We start from the raw sequence: 16,252 nt of genomic DNA, 5'->3' as shown, positions 1-16,252 counted from the left end.
CTTGGCGTTAAATGTCTACTAATTTGTAACCTGTTGCCAATGGGATCTCACAGCGCTGCACCTAATCTTGATGTAACAAAAATAGACCGGACTTGCCCATGGACTTCGTGCCTTACGCGGTACCGTTTTTCATTGCCTTGATCGTGGTGGAGCTGCTTGCCGACCGTTGGCGCGGACAGCGCAATTACCGGGTGGCGGATGCCATCAACAGCCTGAGCACCGGTGTGCTGTCTACCACCACGGGGCTGTTGACCAAGGGCGTGGGCGTGTTGACCTACGCGTTCGCTCTCAAGCATCTGGCGCTGTTCGATTTGCCGGCGCAGAGCCCTTGGACGTGGCTGTTCGCCTTTGTGTTCTATGACTTCTGCTACTACTGGCTGCATCGCATGGGGCATGAGCGCAATATTCTGTGGGCCGCGCACTCGGTGCACCATCAGAGCGAGGACTACAACCTCACCACGGCCCTGCGCCAGACCAGCACGGGGTTTCTGCTGAGCTGGATTTTCTACCTGCCCCTGGCGGTGGTCGGCGTGCCATTGGTGGTGTTTATCAGCGTGGCGTCGCTCAATTTGCTGTATCAATTCTGGGTCCATACACGGCATGTGCCCAAGCTCGGCTGGTTCGAGTGGTTCTTCGTTACTCCGTCCAATCATCGGGCCCACCATGCACAGAACGCTCTCTACATGGATCGCAACTACGGTGGGGTGTTCATTATTTGGGACCGCCTGTTCGGCAGTTTCCAAGAAGAAGACGAAAACGAACCGGTGATTTTCGGCGTGACCACGCCTCTGGCCAGTTGGAACCCGTTGTGGGCCAATCTGCAGTTCTATGCGCAACTGTGTAGCGATGCGCGGCGAACGCAGAGCCTGTGGGACAAGCTGCGCATCTGGTTTATGCGCACCGGCTGGCGCCCGGCGGATGTGAAGGCCAAATACCCATTGGCCAAGCCCGACTTGAGCCAGTTCCGCAAATATGAAGTGCCGCTGGATGTGCGTCAGCAGGTGTACGTGGCCGTGCAATTTGCGGCGTATGTGGGGTTTGGCAGTTACTTGATGAACGTCGGCGAAGGTCTGCCCACGGCGGCGCTGGTCCTGGGTTGGGGGGCAATGGCGTTGGGGCTGTTTACCTTAGGCGTGGCCCTGGAGAATCGCCCGTGGGCGTTGAAGGCTGAGCTGCTGCGCCTGGCGCTGAATGCGCCGCTGGTATGGCTGGCGCCGTTGGTCGGGCTATGGCCGGCAAGCAGCCTGGGCTGGCTGGGCCTGGCCAGTTACAGCTTGCTCAGCGTGATCGCCCTCTACTGCTGCAGAAGCCGGCTTACTCGACTGGCGTCTTAGGTTTCTCCACCGGCACCGGCTCGGCAGCGCTCTGGGCTTGTGCGTCGGCGCATGCCTGCCGGGCGATACGCGCGTTTTTGAAGCGGCGGCGCACCCACAGGCCAAAACCCAGTACCAGCAATGCGCCCAACACCCACAGCTCGTACTTCTTGACGCTGCCGAGCATGCCTTCGAGCACGGCGCCAAAGTGGTAAGCCGCTGCGCCCAGCGCGGCGGCCCAGATCGCGGCACCGATGCCATTAAGGATCAAGTAGCGTAACGGCGGGTAGCCGGACAGCCCGATTGCCACCGGCATCACGGTGCGCAAGCCGTAGACGAAGCGAAAGCTCAGCACCCAGATGTCCGGATGCTTGCGGATATGCTCCAGGGCCTTGTCACCCATCAGTTGCCAGCGCGGCTTGCGCGCCAGCAGCTTGCGGCCATGCTTGCGTCCCATGTAGTACCAGAGCTGGTCGCCGGCGTAGCTGCCGAAGAAGGCAACGACCACCACCAGGTTGATATCCATGTAACCACGGAACGCCAGAAAGCCTGCGAGCACCAGGATGGTTTCGCCTTCGAAGAAGGTGCCGAGGAAGAGGGCAAAGTAGCCGAAGTCATGCAGAAATTGTTGAAGCATGGTCTGGGTGCTGGCGAAATGAACGCGCAGCCTACGCCTTCGCGAACATTCATGAAAGTATCGAGATGTGTCACGAAGTGAACAATTCCTACATAAACGACGAATGCGACGACAGGTCGCATCGATAAGCACAACTGTCATTCCTTCGTCATAATGGCCGCTTATAACTGCAACGCTCGCCCGTGAACCCGGGCTCAGGAGTCTGTCGTGAGCTTTACCCCTGCCAATCGCTTGTTCCCCGCTACCCGCCTGCGTCGCAATCGCCGTGATGATTTTTCTCGCCGCCTGGTGCGTGAAAACGTGCTGACGACCGATGATCTGATCCTGCCGGTGTTTGTGCTGGACGGTGAGAACCGCCGCGAAGCCGTGGCGTCGATGCCTGGGGTGGAGCGTTTGACCATCGACCTGCTGCTTGAGGAGGCGGCTGGCTGGGTTGAACTGGGTATTCCGGCGCTGGCGTTGTTTCCCGTTACGCCCACTGAACTCAAGTCCCTGGATGCTGCCGAAGCCTGGAACCCGCAAGGTATTGCTCAGCGCGCCACCCGCGCATTGCGCGAACGCTTCCCGGAGCTGGGGGTGATCACCGACGTGGCGCTGGACCCGTTCACCACCCATGGTCAGGATGGCATTCTGGACGCCGACGGCTATGTTGAGAACGACATCACCGTCGATGCGCTGGTCAAGCAGGCGTTGTCCCACGCCGCGGCCGGGGCGCAGGTGGTGGCGCCGTCGGACATGATGGACGGACGCATCCAGGCGATTCGCGAAGCCCTGGAGCTGGCCGGTCACGTCAATGTGCGGATCATGGCCTACTCGGCCAAGTACGCCAGCGCCTACTACGGCCCGTTCCGCGACGCGGTGGGCTCGGCGCTGAACCTGGGCAAAGCCAATAAGGCTTCGTACCAGATGGACCCGGCCAACAGCCATGAGGCCTTGCACGAAGTGGCCGCGGATCTGGCCGAAGGGGCTGACATGGTGATGGTCAAGCCCGGAATGCCGTACCTGGACATCCTTTATCGGGTCAAAGAGGAGTTCAAGGTGCCGACCTTCGTTTATCAGGTCAGCGGCGAATACGCGATGCACATGGCCGCAATACAGAATGGATGGTTGAGTGAGGGAGTGATCCTTGAATCCCTGACTGCCTTTAAACGTGCCGGAGCTGATGGCATTCTGACCTACTTTGCCGCCCGCGCCGCCCAATTGCTTAGAGCGCAACCGTAGCTCTCACAGGACACTCGATGAATACCGAAGGACTCTCCGAAGTTGCCGTAAAAGACGCCCACCCGGTGGTGGAGCAAGTCTCCGAGACACCCCCGGAACATGAGCCGCTCGCGCCCGTCGTCGCTGAAGTGCCGGTGCCAGCCCCGGCGCCGCCGGTGGTCAATCTGGATGACAGCAGCCTGTACATTCATCGCGAGCTGTCGCAACTGCAATTCAACATTCGCGTGTTGGAGCAGGCGCTGGATGAGTCTTATCCCTTGCTGGAGCGGCTGAAGTTCCTGCTGATCTTCTCCAGCAACCTGGATGAGTTCTTCGAAATCCGCGTGGCGGGCCTTAAAAAGCAAATCACTTTTGCCCGCGAACAGGCCGGCGCCGACGGCCTGCAGCCGCACCAGGCGCTGGCGCGCATCAGCGAGCTGGTCCACGGCCATGTGGATCGCCAATACGCGATCCTCAACGACATTCTTCTGCCGGAACTGGAAAAGCATCAGGTCCGCTTTATCCGTCGCCGTCACTGGACCACCAAGATCAAGACCTGGGTGCGTCGCTACTTTCGCGACGAGATCGCGCCGATCATCACCCCCATCGGCCTTGACCCGACTCACCCGTTCCCGCTGCTGGTGAACAAGAGCTTGAACTTCATCGTCGAACTGGAAGGCATCGACGCCTTCGGGCGCGACTCCGGCCTGGCGATTATCCCGGCGCCGCGCTTGTTGCCACGGATCATCAAGGTACCGGAAGAGGTGGGGGGCGCTGGCGACAACTATGTATTCCTGTCGTCGATGATCCACGCCCACGCCGACGACCTGTTCCAAGGCATGAAGGTCAAGGGCTGCTACCAGTTCCGCCTGACCCGTAACGCCGACCTGGCGCTGGACTCCGAAGACGTCGAAGACTTGGCCCGTGCCCTGCGCGGCGAGCTGTTCTCGCGGCGCTACGGCGATGCGGTGCGTCTAGAGGTGGCCGATACCTGCCCCAAACACCTGTCGGACTACCTGCTCAAGCAGTTCAACCTGGGCGAGAGCGAGCTGTATCAGGTCAATGGCCCGGTCAACCTCACGCGTCTGTTCAGCATCACCGGTCTGGACAGCCACCCGGAGCTGCAATACACGCCGTTCACCCCGCAGATCCCCAAGCTGCTGCAAAACAGCGAGAACATCTTCAGCGTCGTGAGCAAGCAGGACATTCTGCTACTGCACCCCTTCGAGTCGTTCACGCCTGTGGTGGACCTGCTGCGTCAGGCCGCCAAGGACCCCCATGTATTGGCGGTGCGCCAGACCCTGTACCGCTCCGGCGCCAACTCGGAAATCGTCGATGCGCTGGTGGACGCCGCGCGTAACGGTAAGGAAGTCACCGCGGTTATCGAACTGCGCGCGCGGTTCGACGAAGAATCCAACCTGCAACTGGCTAGCCGCCTGCAAGCGGCCGGTGCGGTGGTGATCTACGGCGTGGTGGGCTTCAAGACCCACGCCAAGATGATGCTGATCCTACGCCGCGAGGCCGGCGAGATCGTGCGTTATGCCCACCTGGGCACCGGCAACTACCACGCCGGTAACGCCAAGCTTTACACCGACTACAGCCTGCTGACCTCCGACGACGCCTTGTGCGAGGACGTCGGCAAGTTGTTCAGCCAGTTGATCGGCATGGGCAAGACCCTGCGCATGAAGAAGCTGTTGCACGCGCCGTTCACCCTGAAGAAGGGCATGCTCGACATGATTGCCCGCGAAACCCAGTTCGCCCTCGACGGCAAGCCGGCGCACATCATTGCCAAGTTCAACTCGTTGACCGACCCGAAAATCATCCGTGCGCTCTACAAGGCCAGCCAGTCCGGTGTGCGCATCGACCTGGTGGTGCGTGGCATGTGCTGCCTGCGTCCGGGAATCGTCGGGGTTTCGCACAACATCCATGTGCGTTCGATCATTGGTCGCTTCCTGGAGCACACCCGCGTGTTCTACTTCCTCAACGGCGGCGAAGAGCAGATGTTCCTCTCCAGCGCCGACTGGATGGAACGTAACCTCGATAAGCGCGTCGAGACCTGTTTCCCGGTGGAAGGCAAGAAGCTGATCATGCGGGTCAAGAAAGAGCTGGAGAGTTATCTGACCGATAACACCCACAGCTGGAGCCTGCAGTCCGACGGGCGCTACGTGCGCAACACCCCGACCGGCAACCAGAACCCGCGCAGCGCGCAGGCAACGTTGTTGGAAAAGTTGGGTAGCCCGATCCTGGCGGTGAACTAAAAACCGACGATGTCTGAAAGGTGGGAGGGGGCTTGCCCCCGATGACGGTGGAGCAGTCACTGAATCTGTTGACTGCCACTCCCTCATCGGGGGCAAGCCCCCTCCCATATTTGTTTTCGGTGTTCTCTAGCGCAGGTTCAGACTGATCCCCACCCGCGTCAACCATTCCGCTTCCTGGGCAAAATCCGCCTGGGTCAGCTGGTTTTCTTCCAGCCAGCCTTTGGGGAACATCACTTCCAGGCTGTCGCCATCGGCCCGCAGTTTGACCTGGGGCATCTCCTGCGTGCCACGGATGTGGTGGAACAGGATCGCAAAACGCAGCAGCACACACAGGCGAATCAGTTTGATGCCGTCGTCACCAAATTCCGCGAATTTGTCCTTGGGGATATTACGGCGATGGCCGCGCACCAGCAGCGCGAGCATCTGTTGGTCTTCCCGGGAGAAACCGGCCAGGTCCGAATGCTCGATCAGGTAAGCGCCATGCTTGTGGTAGTGGTAGTGAGCGATGTCCAGGCCCACTTCATGCACCTTGGCCGCCCAGCCCAGCAGTTCGCGCCAGACGCCGTCTTCCAGGCCCCAGTCCTCGGCCACTTGGTCGAAGGCATGCAGCGCCTTGCGTTCAACGCGGGCCGCTTGCTCCAGGTCGACGTGATAACGCTCCATCAATGAGCTGAGCGTGCGCTCACGCACGTCTTCATGGTGGTGACGGCCCAGCAGGTCATACAGCACGCCTTCACGCAGGGCGCCATCGCAGTGGTCCATGCGTTGCAGTTCGAGGGCGTCAAAAATCGCTTCGAGAATCGCCAGGCCGGCGGGGAAGATCGTGCGTCGATCAGGTTTGATGCCGTCGAAGTCGATTTTTTCGGCATCCCCCAGCTTGAACAGTTTGCGCTTGAGCCACGCCAGACCTTCGGCGTTGACCTCACCGGTGCCGTGCCCGCCCGCTTTGAGGGCCAGGCCGATGGCGCGGATGGTGCCGGACGAACCGATGGCTTCATCCCAAGTCAAGCGGTGCAGGGCGTGTTCGATGCTCATGATCTCCAGCCGCGCGGCCGTATAGGCCTGGGCGTAGCGCGCCGGGGTGATCTTGCCGTCCTTGAAATAACGCTGGGTGTAGCTGACGCAGCCCATCTGCAGGCTTTCGCGCAGCAGCGGCTCGAAACGCTGGCCAATGATGAACTCGGTACTGCCGCCACCGATGTCCGCCACCAGGCGTTTGCCGGGGGTATCGGCCAGCGTATGTGACACGCCGAGGTAGATCAGGCGTGCTTCCTCACGGCCTGAGATGACTTCCACGGGGTGGCCGAGGATTTCTTCGGCGCGGCGGATGAATTCGCCACGGTTGCGCGCTTCGCGCAGGGCGTTGGTACCGACGATTCGAACGGCGCCCAGGGGCATACCGTTGATCAATTGAGCGAAACGCTTGAGGCAATCGAGCCCGCGCTGCATGGATTCTTCATTGAGCTGACGCTCGTCGTCGATTCCGGCGGCCAGTTGCACCTTTTCGCCGAGCCGCTCAAGGATGCGGATCTCACCGTTCTGGGCCTTGGCCACGACCATGTGAAAGCTGTTGGAGCCCAGGTCGATGGCGGCGATCAGGGACAGATTCTTGGCTTGGGATTGCGGCATGGTTTGGGGGTCTCGGTCGATAACCTCGCCATCGTGCCACGATCGACCGCTGACGCCAACGCGTAGTGCTTCGGGAATTGCGCCGAGGTTGCCCATAAGAATTGGCTGTAGGAAAGGTAGGTTGTCGTTCTCGACCTCTGTAGCGCCCTCGTGTGTTCTTGTAGGAAGTTATAACTTTTATCTGTGGTAGTGCGAATTATGATTCTGCCTACACCTTTCATGTCGATATTTCATTCCTTTTTTTGTTGAGGCCTACTCTAGGTTCACGCTTGGCTGACAATATATTTTTATCGCTCCCACACTAACTGATGTGTTGTCTCATTTTTTAGTTAGGTACTAAGGAGACAGACTGTCACTCGGCAATAGTGCCGTGGTGTTATTTATTTATGGTTGCCGTAAGGAACAATAAATAAATGCGCCTGATAACTTTCAGTGACAGGACCCTTATGAAAAAGATTGTTGGATTGACTTTCGGTATCGCTTGCCTGGCTGCGGCCATCAACGCCCACGCTTCCAGCAGCGCCGAGCTGATCGTCAGGGGCACGATCAAACCTGCCGCCTGCAACCTCAGCATGACCGGTGGTGGCATCGTCGACTACGGCACAATCCCTTCCGGCCAATTGCTGCCAACGGCGTTCAACCCATTGCTGCCCAAGACCGCTCCTCTGAGCATCAACTGCGGCACTACCCCAGCCAAGTTCGGATTGAAGTTCGTCGACCTGCAGGGCGCCAGCAAGGTGCCTGGCATCCTCAATGCGTTGGGGGCCGGCTATACCGAAGCCCATAACTATGGCCTGGGTGCCGTTGGCGGCCGCAGGACCGGTGGTTTCGCCATCACCCTCAAAGACCTGCGTTCGTCCACCACCACGCTGTTTCCTATCGTGCGTGTCGGCACCGGCGCCTGGCAAAACTCGGATGGCAAAGTGGCCCAGGCGCCTAGTCAGTATTCCTGGCGCAACACCACGGCTGTCACCCCAGCCGCGATCAGTCAACTGACCGGCACCCTCGAAGTGCGCGCCGTTATTAATCGGGGCCAGGACCTGGACCTGTCGCGCGATACGGTTCTGGATGGGCGTGCGACGCTTGAGTTGAGCTACATCTAAGCGACTTATTTACGGCCGATCAGAACTCCCTTGTTTCCGATCGGCTGTTTTAATAGGAGCGCTTAGCTATCAAGGGTCAACTTAAAGGCGTGGGGAACACTGAATGCTTAGTCTTTCAGTAATAAATAGTGCACGTGTGTTATGTGCCAGTTTTTGTGTGTGGTTTGCCGGTGCTGTAATGGCGGATGGAATGTTGCCGGAAACAACCGTGGTTGTGTTTTATGAAGACCAGGGCGAAGCGACGATATCTATCAAAAATACTGACGCGACGCCGGCGTTGCTTCACTCGGTTATCGAAAACGTACCGGAAGATGTGGAGCCGCTTTTAATCGTGACGCCGCCCATTACGCGAGTGGAGGCGGGCGAAACCCAGTTGGTGCGCTTCATCGGCACCTTGAAGGAGCCGCTGAAAACCCAGCGATTGAAACGCGTGTCCTTCGAGGGCATCCCCCAGGCCCGTGCGCCAGGCCGTGCGACCATCGGTATCACCTTGCGGCAGAACTTGCCGCTGATCCTGCATCCGCGGGGCCTTCCTCTGCATCACAGCCCCTGGGAGCTGTTGAAGTGGAAGCACGTGGGCGAGGGCCTCAGCGTTCATAACGACAGCGCCTATGTCGTGCGTCTGGCGCCGGAGGTACTGCTGCTACCACAGAAGGCCCTGGCAACATTGCCCCGAACCTACATTTTGCCGGGGGAGGCGCTGACATTGAGCGTCGAAGGCGCTCTGGAGGGGGTGGCTGCTGTAGAGATTCAGCCCGCCACTGTCTACGGTTTCTCCGCAGACAACTACCGAGCTTCAATCAATGCCGGCGAGGGTTGATCGACTCATGATAAATCTGTCGAGTAACCGAGTTCTGGCGTCGCTCTGGCCCTGTCGGCCCACGCTGCTCATGGGGGTTGCAACGTTGTGGAGCTTGCCTGGTGTGCTGCCCGCCCTGGAGTTGGGAGAGGGGTTTGACCTGGCGGCGCTGACCACCCACGGCATTGATCCCAAAGTCTCCGACTATTTCCGCACGGCCCCGCGTTTTCGTGAGGGTGTGCATGTGGTCGGGTTGCGGCTCAATGGCAACCCGCTCGGGTTGGTGGAGGCGCGGTTCGATGCGCATGGGCAACTGTGTTTTACCGCCGGGCTGCTCGATAAGGCCGGGTTGGTCAAACCGAGTGGCATTATCCAAGAGACGGCTGATGCGACTCAGGCCTGTCATGACTTCCTGGGGGCTTTCCCTAATACGATGGTGCGGCTGCGGCCCGGTAACGATGAGGTCGCGCTGGTGGTGCCGACGCAGGCACTGCGCGAGCCGCAATGGGAGGCTGGGCACTTTGCCCGGGGCGGGGCGGCGGCGTTGTTCAACTATGACGTGCAGGGGTTCGATAGCCATTCGCGCAGCGGTGCGAGCCGGTTCGTATCGGCTTATACCGAGGCGGGGTTCAATCTCGGAGATTGGATCGTTCGCAGCCGCCAATATTATGTGTCCGACAATGGCGAGGCCCACACCGAACATTTGAATGCCTATGCCCAGCGGGATATCGGCGCGTTGCAATCGACCTTTCAGGTCGGCCAGTTGTCCAGCAATAACCCGCATTTCGGTGGCCTCCAGCTGTCCGGTGTGCAGTTCTTTCCCGACGGCCAATCCCGTGTGCCGGCGGGCAGCAACAATGCCGTGGTTGAGGGGCTGGCCCAGAACCAGTCGAGGATCGAAGTGCGTCAGTCGGGTGCCTTGATCCATAGCACGCTGGTGCCCGAAGGGCCTTTTCGGTTGACCGGGTTGCCGCTTCTCAATGGCACCAGCGACCTGGAAGTCAGCGTGATCGATGTGCGAGGAGGCACGCGCAGTTTTGTGGTGCCGGCGGCTTCGTTTGCCGGTGCTGCTCCCGCGTCACCCGGCTATTACTTCGCTTTGGGCAAGGTGCGTGAGAACACCTATGAAGATGCGCCGTCACCCATCGTCGCCATGGGCAGTGGCACCTGGGGCCTGGGGCGCGACTCATCCGCCGGCTTTGGCCTGTTGAGTACCGATGACTACTGGGCGGCCGGAGGCACGCTGAGCAGCGTGTTTTTCCAACGCGTGAACGTGGGTGCTCGCCATAACCTTTCCCGAGACAGTCTTAATGCGGTGTCCGGTTCACGCAGCAGCCTAAGCGTGAGCAGCCCGGTGTCCGCCAATATGGACCTGAGCCTCAGCGCTACCACCCAGACGCGCGGTTATCGCGAAGTGCTTGAGGCGGGTCGCTCGTCCAAGACCGATGAACTGGACTCTCGTTTCAAGCATCAATACACCGCCGGAGTGAGCTGGATCGACCCCGCGCTGGGGGCATTCTCTTTGGGCTATACGCGCAGCAACTCATTCGACGGGCACACCACCGAGCATCTGTTCGCCTCATGGAACCGCTCATTCAGCCATGCCGACGTCACCTTGATCGCCGATTCGCAGGTGGGTGGCACCCGCAAACGGCATGACGTTACCCAGGGCGGTAGCCGGCGTGATTCGGCGTTCGACGATGATCTGTCGGTGCGCTTGCAGGTGACCGTGCCCCTGGGCGGTGATCGTCGAGTCAACAGCTATATCAGTCGGCGTGGGGACCGCGCGCGGGCTGGCGCCGCCCTTACGGAGCGGGTCAATGACTACGTGAACTACGAAGTGGGCGTCGAGCGTGACCTCAGTGCGCGGGAGCAAACGTTGCGCGGTCAGTTGGACCTGATGCCACGCTACACCCGAGTGGGCATGGGGGTCAGTCGCAACCCCCAGGGCACCGATTATTCCGGGCAGTTGCGCGGCGGCGTCGTGGCCCACGGAGGCGGTTTGACGTTCTCGCCGTATGCCGTGCAGGACACCTTTGGCATTGTCTCGGTGGGTGATATCGGCGCCGCCAAAATCAGTACCCCGCACGGCCCGGTATGGACCGATTTCAGCGGGCAGGCAGTGATCCCCGGTTTGCCGGCCTATACCGACAGTCGTATCGAAGTACAGACCCAGTCCTTGCCCAAACGCGTGGACCTGAAGAACGGCACGCACACCCTCGCTGCCGCTCGCGGGTCGGTGAACAACGTGACGTTCGATGTGGTGAAAGTGCGCCGAGTGCTGGTCACCGGCACCGATGAACAGGGCCGACCATTGCCTCAGGGTGCTTCGGTGTTCGATAAGAACAACCGTTTCCTGACCAGCGTGGTGGGTGACGGCATGATTTTCCTGAACGACATGAACGACTCCCAGGCGTTGCGGGTTTCTTTGTCGGATTCTTCTACTTGCCAGCTCAGGCTTACTCCCGAGACCCAGCCCGACAATGACACGTTCTACGAGACAACATCGGCGGTGTGCCATGGCCGTTAAGCTGAAGAAACTGGGCCTCGTACTGTTGTGCACGGTGATGATGAGCGAGGCTGTACAGGCGCAGAACTGCCGGTTGTCCGTGAGCCAGCCGACGGTCGACTATGGGGTCATTCGCAGTGCGCCGCTGGTACACAGCCCCACCCTCGCACTGGGGACGCGCATGCTGCACTTGAGCGTGCTGTGTATGGAGCCTGCGACCATCGCGCTGCGATTTGCCGGAGCTGCCGATGGGCAAAGTTTCCGGTTTGGCCGTCAGGGGCACTTCCGTCTGACACTCAAGCAGGCCCAGATGGATGGGCATGCTGTCGAGTGGGCGCCGGTACAGCTTGCCGGTGAACCCGTTGGCGGGCAGCTATTGCCAGGGCAGGTACTGTTCACCAGGGCGGCTGGCAAGCGCTTGACCGCCCAGGTGCAAATCGACACCGAACTGCCCTCCGACGCCTTGCAGGTGCGCGATCACGCGGTGCTGGAGGGGAGGGGCCGTTTCGAGCTGGTCAGCCCGACTGCTCCACTGAGCCGATAAAGTTCGCGAACTCGGGGGTACGTGGGTTGGCGAATAACACCTTGGGATCGCCCACTTCATGCACCTTTCCCTGGTGCATGAAGACCAATTTATCACCGACCTCCCGGGCGAAGCGCATTTCGTGGGTCACCATGATCAGCGTCATTCCGTCCTTGGCCAACTGGCGCACCACGCTGAGTACCTCGTTGACCAGTTCCGGATCCAGGGCCGAGGTGATTTCGTCACACAACAGCACCTTGGGCGACATGGCCAGGGCGCGAGCAATGGCGACCCGTTGTTGCTGGCCGCCGGACAGACGATCGGGGAAGGCGTCGAATTTTTCACCCAGCCCAACGCGCTCCAACATTTGCCGAGCCAGTTGGGCGGCCTTGGCCTTGGGCACTTTCTGCACCACTTGGGGCGCGAGCATGACGTTTTCGCCCACGGTCAGGTGCGGGAACAGGTTGAACTGTTGGAACACCATCCCGACTTTCTGCCGCAGGCTGCGCAGGTCGGCGCGTGCGGCGTCGAGGTACTCTCCGTCGACCTCGATCACCCCATCGTTGATCGACTCCAGGCCATTGAGGGTGCGCAGCAAGGTGGATTTGCCCGAGCCGCTGCGACCGATGATCGCCACCACCTGGCCTTCTTCAACCGTGAGGTCGATGCCTTTGAGGACATGATGGTCGCCGTAATACTTATGCAGGGCCGAAATTCTAAGCAGAGGCATGCAGTCTCCTTTCCAGGTAGCGCGCACTGAGGGACAAGGGGTAGCAGAGCAAAAAGTAACCAAGGGCCACCAGGCCGTAGACCATAAAGGGCTCGAACGTGGCATTGGCGAGCATGCCGCCGGTCTTGGTCAGTTCGGTGAAGCCGATAATCGAGGTGACGGCGGTGCCTTTTACGACCTGTACCGAGAACCCCACGGTCGGCGCCACGGCAATGCGCAGGGCCTGAGGCAGGATCACATAACGCAGTTGCTCAAGCGGGTTGAGTGCCAGGCTGGCGGAGGCTTCCCACTGCCCATGAGCGATTGACTCGACGCAGCCGCGCCAGATCTCGGCGAGGTAGGCACTGGTAAACAAAGTCAGGGCGATCGCCGCCGCCAGCCAGGGCGAAATATCCACGCCGAGCAGCGCGATGCCGAAAAACACCAGGAACAACTGCATCAACAGCGGTGTGCCCTGGAACAGCTCTATATAGGTGCGCGCAACATTGCGTGGAAATGCCTTACTGCTGATGCGCAGAGTCATCACCAACAAACCGATCAGGCCTCCGCCGATAAATGCCACCAGCGACAGCAGCAACGTCCACTGCAGGCCCGTAAGCAGGTTGCGCACAATGTCCCAGAATGAAAAATCACTCATTGGCTATTCCTCATCACAAAGCGACGGCCGATCCAATTGAGCAACTGGCGAATCATCAGCGCCATGCACAAGTACACCAGCGTGGTGAGGGCATACGTTTCAAAGGCGCGGAAATTGCGGGATTGGATGAAGTTGGCGGCGAAACTCAATTCTTCGGTGGCGATCTGCGAACACACCGCCGACCCCAGCATCACGATGATGATCTGGCTGCTCAGGGCTGGCCACACCTTGCCCAGCGCTGGCAGCAGCACCACATGACGGAAGGCTTCGAAGCGGGTCATCGCCAGTGCGGCGGCGGCTTCCAGTTGCCCGCGAGGAACGGCCTGGATGCCCGCGCGGATGATCTCCGTGGAATAAGCCCCCAGGTTGATCACCATCGCCAGTACGGCGGCTTGCCATTCGGTGATTTTCAGCCCCAACGACGGCAGGCCGAAGAAGATGAAGAACAGCTGCACCAGGAATGGCGTATTGCGGATCAACTCGACATAGACCCCAAAGCACCAGGCCAAAGGCTGGATTTTCCAGGCACGCACTACTGCACCGACGGTGCCCAGGGCGACGCCGAGGATCGCGCCGATAGCCGTCAATTCCAGGGTAAATAGCGCGCCCCGCAACAACAGGTCGGTGTTGGCCAGCACCGGAACAAAGTCAAATTGATACGCCATCAGTCAGCTCCGTGGCTTCACAGATCGGCGGGCAGCGGCTCTTTCAGCCATTGCATCGCGTTCTTCTCCAGGCTGCCGTCAGCCTTGGCCGCGACCAGGATCTGATTGACCTTCTCCAGCAGCGCCGGCTCGTTTTTATTCACGCCCACGTACACCGGCGAGTCCTTGAGTTTCACTTTCAGCGCCGGTACGCGTTTGGGGTTGCGCTCGCTGATCGCCACCATCACCACGTTGCCGCTGGCGATCAGGTCGACTTGGCCGGCCAGGTAGGCGGCGATCGTCGAGTTGTTGTCTTCGAAGCGCTTGATCGTGGCTTCTTTGGGCGCCACGGCGGTCAGCTCGATGTCTTCGATGGCGCCACGGGTCACGCTGATGGTTTTGCCCTTGAGGTCGTCGGTGCTGGCGATGGCGGCCTCGGGCGGGCCGAACACGGCGAGGTAAAAGGGCGCGTAGGCCTTGGAAAAGTCGATGACCTTCTCGCGCTCGGGATTTTTACCCAGGCTAGAGATCACCAGATCGACTTTGCCGGTGGTGAGGAAGGGGATACGGTTGGTGCTGTTGACGGGGGTCAGCTCCAGCTTGACCTTGAGCTGGTCGGCCAGCAGCTTGGCGGTGTCGATGTCCAGGCCACGGGGCTTCATGTCCGGGCCGACCGAGCCGAACGGCGGGAAATCCTGCGGCACGGCAACCTTTAAAGTGCCACGGGCCACGATATCGTCCAGCCCGTTGGCCTGTGCGGGTGTGTGACTCAGCATCAGACTGGCAAACAGGGCAGTCAGCAGGGCGCTGTAGCGCTTGGTCATGGCAACTCTCCGAGAAAGGCGAAGGAATGTTCTGTCAGTGGTCAGTGCACAGCCCATGCCAGTCGTGGCCGATTGCGCTGCAAGGCTGGGTTTTACTGGCGTGTATTGGTCTTACTGGTCTGAACAGTAAGTAAGTTTTTTGCACCCTTTTCGAGCGCCGCTAAAACCTCGCGAGCGCCTTTAGGGCGTGACTTGCCGCCGACTGCGAATAGCTTTACAACTAGCCGCTCAGTTGACTGAAACCTTGAGTTTTTTATGAATTCCATCGCCCAAGCGGTACCGGAGGCGGCGTTGCAGGCCATCCGCAAACTGATCAAGGAGCAGGGCTTCGGCCCAGGCGATGCCCTGCCGTCTCAGCGTGAGTTGGCCGTGCAACTGGGCGTGAGTCGGGCGTCATTGCGCGAAGCGTTGTCGTCCCTGAGCGCTCTGGGTGTGGTCAGTGTGCAACCGGGTAAAGGTGTGTTCGTGCAAACCGCGCAGGAGCCGCCGGCGGGTTTTGCCTGGCCTTTCGCGGCGCAGGCCACGCCGTTGGAGATTTTTCAGTTGCGCTATGCCTTGGAGGGCTTTGCCGCGGGGTTGGCGGCGGTCACGCTGACCATCGAGGCGTTAGACAGCCTGGAAGACAACGTCGAGGCAATGCGTCACGTGCTCAAGGCCGGTGATTTCGAAGCGGCTGCGCGGCTGGACTTTGAATTTCACCAGCGCATTCTCCTCGCCAGCGGTAACCGAGCGATGGTCAGCATCCTCAGTGCCAGCGCCGAGGTGTTTCTGGAGAGTCAGAAACTACCGTTCATCCGGCCGGAGCGGGCCATGGAAACCTGGCAAGAGCATCGCAAGATCCTCCGCGCCCTGGCTCAACGCAACAGTGCAGCGGCGCAGAAAACCATGCAGCAGCACGTACGCAACGCGGCGTTACGTACCGGCATCGCGTTCCTGACCCCTGCCACCCCCTGAATAAGGCAATATCCAAACTCATTGATCGCCATAGCGAGACTCAATCAGAGGCGGCTTCCTGAACGGGGGAAGGGCGGCTATGATGGGCAACGTTTTTTTTGCTTACAATCCGGAGACATCCATGAGCAACGATCTTATCAAGCACGTCACGGACGCGACCTTTGAGGCCGAAGTACTCAAGGCTCAAGGCCCGGTGCTGGTTGACTACTGGGCTGAGTGGTGCGGCCCTTGCAAAATGATCGCTCCGGTTCTGGACGACATTGCAACCACCTACGAAGGCAAACTGACCGTTGCCAAGCTCAATATCGACGACAACCAGGAAACGCCTGCCAAACACGGCGTACGTGGTATTCCTACGCTGATGCTGTTCAAGAACGGCAACGTTGAAGCGACCAAAGTGGGCGCATTGTCGAAGTCGCAGTTGGCTGCATTCATCGACGCGAACATCTAAGCGTCGTCAAAAAAGCCCCGCAAATCGCGGGGCTTTTTCGT

15 protein-coding genes are annotated in these 16,252 nt (G+C 59.9%); 9 read left to right on the top strand and 6 right to left on the bottom strand.

Translation table 11 applies throughout. From position 1 onward, the window contains the following. Positions 1-98: 98 nt before the first annotated feature. The gene (locus ABX75_RS08505; RefSeq protein WP_047881755.1) at positions 99-1,334 is read left to right on the top strand and encodes a sterol desaturase family protein; all 1,236 of its coding nucleotides are present in this window, start codon (positions 99-101) and stop codon (positions 1,332-1,334) included. On the opposite strand, the gene ABX75_RS08500 is transcribed toward ABX75_RS08505, so the two are convergent. After that, positions 1,315-1,950 (bottom strand): DedA family protein, encoded by a 636-nt coding sequence (locus ABX75_RS08500; protein WP_034115429.1) that lies wholly within the window; start codon positions 1,948-1,950, stop codon positions 1,315-1,317. The two genes, ABX75_RS08505 and ABX75_RS08500, sit on opposite strands and share 20 nt — an antisense overlap. A 207-nt stretch (positions 1,951-2,157) precedes the next feature. On the opposite strand from ABX75_RS08500, the gene hemB reads away from it, so the two are divergent. Together hemB and ppk1 are read left to right on the top strand one after the other, a co-directional pair. Then, positions 2,158-3,171, top strand: coding sequence for a porphobilinogen synthase (hemB, locus tag ABX75_RS08495; RefSeq protein WP_034101411.1), 1,014 nt, complete (start codon positions 2,158-2,160; stop codon positions 3,169-3,171). A gap of 17 nt (positions 3,172-3,188) precedes the next feature. Beyond that, positions 3,189-5,408 carry a polyphosphate kinase 1 gene (gene ppk1, locus ABX75_RS08490; protein ID WP_034101410.1) on the top strand — a complete coding sequence of 740 codons (2,220 nt, stop codon included), beginning with the start codon at positions 3,189-3,191 and terminating at the stop codon, positions 5,406-5,408. Between the two features lie 126 nt (positions 5,409-5,534). Here the strand turns inward: ppk1 and ppx are convergent, their stop codons facing one another. Further along, positions 5,535-7,037 (bottom strand): exopolyphosphatase, encoded by a 1,503-nt coding sequence (ppx, locus tag ABX75_RS08485; RefSeq protein ID WP_034101409.1) that lies wholly within the window; start codon positions 7,035-7,037, stop codon positions 5,535-5,537. Positions 7,038-7,483: 446 nt separating this feature from the next. Here ppx and ABX75_RS08480 point away from each other — a divergent pair, with 446 nt between their 5' ends. From ABX75_RS08480 to ABX75_RS08465, 4 genes are all read left to right on the top strand, one after another. Beyond that, positions 7,484-8,140: a DUF1120 domain-containing protein gene (locus ABX75_RS08480; protein WP_034101408.1), complete on the top strand. Its 657-nt coding sequence runs from the start codon at positions 7,484-7,486 to the stop codon at positions 8,138-8,140. 103 nt (positions 8,141-8,243) lie between these two features. Next, on the top strand, positions 8,244-8,960 hold the full coding sequence (locus ABX75_RS08475) for a fimbria/pilus chaperone family protein (protein WP_082136136.1): 717 nt from the start codon (positions 8,244-8,246) through the stop codon (positions 8,958-8,960). A gap of 7 nt (positions 8,961-8,967) precedes the next feature. Next, positions 8,968-11,469, top strand: coding sequence for a fimbria/pilus outer membrane usher protein (locus tag ABX75_RS08470; protein WP_082136135.1), 2,502 nt, complete (start codon positions 8,968-8,970; stop codon positions 11,467-11,469). Next, positions 11,459-11,992 (top strand): hypothetical protein, encoded by a 534-nt coding sequence (locus ABX75_RS08465; protein ID WP_034115426.1) that lies wholly within the window; start codon positions 11,459-11,461, stop codon positions 11,990-11,992. The genes ABX75_RS08470 and ABX75_RS08465 overlap by 11 nt, the downstream gene beginning before the upstream one ends. Here ABX75_RS08465 and ABX75_RS08460 read toward each other — a convergent pair. The 4 genes from ABX75_RS08460 to ABX75_RS08445 are packed head-to-tail and all read right to left on the bottom strand — an operon-like array spanning position 11,964 to position 14,806. Further along, positions 11,964-12,701 (bottom strand): amino acid ABC transporter ATP-binding protein, encoded by a 738-nt coding sequence (locus ABX75_RS08460; protein WP_034101404.1) that lies wholly within the window; start codon positions 12,699-12,701, stop codon positions 11,964-11,966. The genes ABX75_RS08465 and ABX75_RS08460 overlap by 29 nt on opposite strands. Then, on the bottom strand, positions 12,688-13,338 hold the full coding sequence (locus ABX75_RS08455; RefSeq protein ID WP_034115425.1) for an amino acid ABC transporter permease: 651 nt from the start codon (positions 13,336-13,338) through the stop codon (positions 12,688-12,690). The genes ABX75_RS08460 and ABX75_RS08455 overlap by 14 nt, the downstream gene beginning before the upstream one ends. Beyond that, positions 13,335-14,003: an amino acid ABC transporter permease gene (locus ABX75_RS08450; protein ID WP_034101402.1), complete on the bottom strand. Its 669-nt coding sequence runs from the start codon at positions 14,001-14,003 to the stop codon at positions 13,335-13,337. Before ABX75_RS08450 ends, ABX75_RS08455 begins: the two co-directional genes overlap by 4 nt. A gap of 17 nt (positions 14,004-14,020) precedes the next feature. Further along, entirely contained in the window at positions 14,021-14,806 is a 786-nt protein-coding gene (locus tag ABX75_RS08445; protein ID WP_034101401.1) for a transporter substrate-binding domain-containing protein, read from the bottom strand. Between the two features lie 255 nt (positions 14,807-15,061). On the opposite strand from ABX75_RS08445, the gene ABX75_RS08440 reads away from it, so the two are divergent. Both ABX75_RS08440 and trxA read left to right on the top strand, forming a co-directional pair. Further along, positions 15,062-15,760, top strand: a complete 699-nt coding sequence (locus tag ABX75_RS08440) for a FadR/GntR family transcriptional regulator (protein WP_034115424.1) — start codon at positions 15,062-15,064, stop codon at positions 15,758-15,760. A 121-nt stretch (positions 15,761-15,881) separates the two neighbouring features. Continuing rightward, entirely contained in the window at positions 15,882-16,211 is a 330-nt protein-coding gene (trxA, locus tag ABX75_RS08435) for a thioredoxin TrxA (RefSeq protein WP_034101399.1), read from the top strand. Positions 16,212-16,252 lie beyond the last annotated feature (41 nt).

Origin of the sequence: Pseudomonas sp. ARP3 (genome assembly GCF_001029595.1) — a bacterium.
GTDB lineage: Bacteria > Pseudomonadota > Gammaproteobacteria > Pseudomonadales > Pseudomonadaceae > Aquipseudomonas > Aquipseudomonas rhodesiae.
This window is presented reverse-complemented; position numbering and strand designations above follow the sequence as displayed.

Bases quoted from the DNA above. Each gene is read 5' to 3' on its own strand.
- ABX75_RS08445 (WP_034101401.1), bottom strand. From the start codon at position 14,806: ATGACCAAGCGCTACAGCGCCCTGCTGACTGCCCTGTTTGCCAGTCTG.
- ppx (WP_034101409.1), bottom strand. From the start codon at position 7,037: ATGCCGCAATCCCAAGCCAAGAATCTGTCCCTGATCGCCGCCATCGAC.
- ABX75_RS08455 (WP_034115425.1), bottom strand. From the start codon at position 13,338: ATGAGTGATTTTTCATTCTGGGACATTGTGCGCAACCTGCTTACGGGC.
- ABX75_RS08440 (WP_034115424.1), top strand. From the start codon at position 15,062: ATGAATTCCATCGCCCAAGCGGTACCGGAGGCGGCGTTGCAGGCCATC.
- trxA (WP_034101399.1), top strand. From the start codon at position 15,882: ATGAGCAACGATCTTATCAAGCACGTCACGGACGCGACCTTTGAGGCC.
- ABX75_RS08465 (WP_034115426.1), top strand. From the start codon at position 11,459: ATGGCCGTTAAGCTGAAGAAACTGGGCCTCGTACTGTTGTGCACGGTG.
- ABX75_RS08475 (WP_082136136.1), top strand. From the start codon at position 8,244: ATGCTTAGTCTTTCAGTAATAAATAGTGCACGTGTGTTATGTGCCAGT.
- ABX75_RS08450 (WP_034101402.1), bottom strand. From the start codon at position 14,003: ATGGCGTATCAATTTGACTTTGTTCCGGTGCTGGCCAACACCGACCTG.
- ppk1 (WP_034101410.1), top strand. From the start codon at position 3,189: ATGAATACCGAAGGACTCTCCGAAGTTGCCGTAAAAGACGCCCACCCG.
- ABX75_RS08470 (WP_082136135.1), top strand. From the start codon at position 8,968: ATGATAAATCTGTCGAGTAACCGAGTTCTGGCGTCGCTCTGGCCCTGT.
- ABX75_RS08505 (WP_047881755.1), top strand. From the start codon at position 99: ATGGACTTCGTGCCTTACGCGGTACCGTTTTTCATTGCCTTGATCGTG.
- ABX75_RS08480 (WP_034101408.1), top strand. From the start codon at position 7,484: ATGAAAAAGATTGTTGGATTGACTTTCGGTATCGCTTGCCTGGCTGCG.
- ABX75_RS08460 (WP_034101404.1), bottom strand. From the start codon at position 12,701: ATGCCTCTGCTTAGAATTTCGGCCCTGCATAAGTATTACGGCGACCAT.
- ABX75_RS08500 (WP_034115429.1), bottom strand. From the start codon at position 1,950: ATGCTTCAACAATTTCTGCATGACTTCGGCTACTTTGCCCTCTTCCTC.